General features: G+C 61.2%; 1 protein-coding gene, 3 tRNA genes and 1 rRNA gene. All 5 read right to left on the reverse strand.

Translation table 11 applies throughout. The features are described 5' to 3' along the window. Positions 1-101 (reverse strand): GTP-binding protein (locus HWX14_RS36215; protein WP_033456734.1); only part of this gene is annotated, 101 nt, incomplete at its 3' end. 66 nt (positions 102-167) lie between these two features. Next, positions 168-242 (reverse strand) — tRNA-Thr (locus HWX14_RS36220). Positions 243-264: 22 nt separating this feature from the next. Continuing rightward, positions 265-338 (reverse strand) — tRNA-Gly (locus HWX14_RS36225). 43 nt (positions 339-381) lie between these two features. Then, a tRNA-Tyr gene (locus HWX14_RS36230) sits at positions 382-467 on the reverse strand. A gap of 1,910 nt (positions 468-2,377) precedes the next feature. Continuing rightward, positions 2,378-2,490, reverse strand: a 5S ribosomal RNA gene (gene rrf, locus HWX14_RS36235). Positions 2,491-2,495 lie beyond the last annotated feature (5 nt).

Raw genomic sequence — 2,495 nt, forward strand, 5'->3', positions numbered from 1 at the left:
GTCGTGATCGCTGCCGTCAGCGTCGTCTTGCCGTGGTCAACGTGACCAATCGTACCAACGTTCACGTGCGGCTTGGTCCGCTCAAATTTACCCTTGGCCATTTTCGACTCCCAAAAGGAATTTCACAGGTTGCGCCGCGCGCAAACAAGACACTGACTTTTTACTGCTGGTGCCCATGGGCAGGATCGAACTGCCGACCTCTCCCTTACCAAGGGAGTGCTCTACCACTGAGCCACATGGGCGCTACGCTTCAACTTAGCGGTCTGGAGCGGGTGAAGGGAATCGAACCCTCGTCGTAAGCTTGGAAGGCTTCTGCTCTACCATTGAGCTACACCCGCACGGGCCACTAACGATTCCTTGCCGCTCACTGCGCTGATATCTTGGTGGAGGAGGTTGGATTCGAACCAACGTAGGCGTAAGCCAACAGATTTACAGTCTGCCCCCTTTAGCCACTCGGGCACCCCTCCGTAGAGAACTGACGATTATGGGGGTGCATCGCACTCCTGTCAAGCACATCCGGAAGATTATTTTCATTCTCTTCCCGACTTTTGCTTCCCGCCGACCCCGCCCTTGCCCGGCTAAGGCAAGCACGAGATGTTGCCGATCGGCGTCACATCTTCGTCAGACTCCGCCTTCAGCGCCGATCTGCATCTGCGCTAAAAACGAAAGACCGCCATCATACGACCTCTTTCGCGCAATGCCAAGCGGGTAGATGCAAATTTCGGCAAATTTCGTGCCGAGCGGCTTCGTCGGCCCGGTCGGAGGTGTTCGCGGGAGTCTCGGTAGCGCCTTCGGCGGGGAGATAGAGGCTTCGCATCCTGCGCCTCGGACAGCTGAATCTGGCCCTGGCGGCGCCTCGTGCGACAGGGCTTTTCGTATTTCTCCGGCGGTGGCGGCGGAGCCGCCCTCATCATCGAAATTCCATCCACGCTGCCCTGCGTTTGACGACGTCGCTAGAAGGCGCAGCATCGCTTGGAGGGGCCCACTTACCTCAGGTAAGAATTCCAGGGCTCCCGCTCGCTCGTAACGACCTCTAGCGTCGACTGCACATGCCACCGCCACGGCAGACACGGGTTCCGCTCGAGCTCGAACGCAGCGATCCGCAACAAACCCTGGCCGACAGCTTCGCCACGGGGCACCGGCCGCATGCACGGCGCTCGGACGCGCGGACGGTTGAAGCCGGCGCTCGCACCGGGCGTCTGAGTTTGGCGCCAGTCGGCTCGCGCGGCGCGACCGATGAATCGGGACTCGATCGCGGATGTACGACGGCTCAACGATGCCCCGCAAACCCTGGCGCCAACAACAGCGCCCCTCGGGATGAATCCTGCGAGTCGGGCCTGCGTCGATCCGTTGCGCAGCTCGTCGGCGACGACATGAGCCGGAGCTCCTGCCCTCCCCATCAGCTTGGCCCGCCACGACGGAGATGGACCGAAAGTGGCGCCTCCTCGCGCGAATCCACCAACGTCAACCACCGATCGGCTATTGCAACGAATCAGTGCGGACACACGACTTCGACAACCGCTCGGACGAGGCCCGCCGCACCCAGCCGAACGCCGGGTTCGGCGCAGGCGCCATCGCCACGCCTTACGCGTCCCAAGACGTTGGAAAGCCGATATATGGCGCGCGAGCGTCGACCTTCGACGTGCGCAACCCAACAACGCTCAACTGCGCCGGTATCAGGGAAGAGGCATGCCGCACCGATTTCCACTGGCCGGAGATTCTCCGCTCGGCTATCCCAGTACGGCATGCGAGGTGCCTGCGTCGACGCGGGCGGCACACACTTCGAGCCGAGGGAGAAGGAGGAGACCGGCTCGTTCGACGCTAGATAACGCAAATTGGCGCGAGGATGGCACTTGATAGCGATACCGTGCCTTCTTGATGCAGTTCAATCGCGCAGCGTCATGGGAAACGGATTCAGCACGTTTGCGACAGGAGAGCCCGAAGCGCGGACGTCTCGCATGGCTTCGGCGGCTGTTGTGAACAACGGGGCAGGCAAACGGGACACGAGGCGACTGCGTGTAGCGACTTAACAGAAGATGCACCCCATACAGCGGCGATCACGAGGTGCTGAGAGATTATCTGATCTTGGACGCGCGGTACGTCCGGCGACGGTCAGCATCGAGCGAGGCCTGACAGGAGATTGTCGCGGAGAAGTTGCCAGGGTCATTCCCGTCCGATCAGCAACACCAGTTGGGGGCGTGCAGGCAACTGACGGAGGCGGAGAAGACCTGGCCAACCTCGTGGAAGCAATCCCGATTTGAGCCGCCACCGTCGACGCGCCGGTCCATGCCGCTCGGCGCTGACCCTCTTGGATACTTTTCCGACGCCCAAATGCAAAAACCCCCGCCTTATCGGGCGGGGGTTTCTGGCTTAGGGAGCCTGACGATTACCTACTTTCACACGGGAATCCGCACTATCATCGGCGTAGAGTCGTTTCACGGTCCTGTTCGGGATGGGAAGGGGTGGGACCGACTCGCTATGGTCATCAGGCAAAG

This window comes from Burkholderia sp. BCC0044 (assembly GCF_902832955.1).
Taxonomy (GTDB): Bacteria; Pseudomonadota; Gammaproteobacteria; order Burkholderiales; family Burkholderiaceae; genus Burkholderia.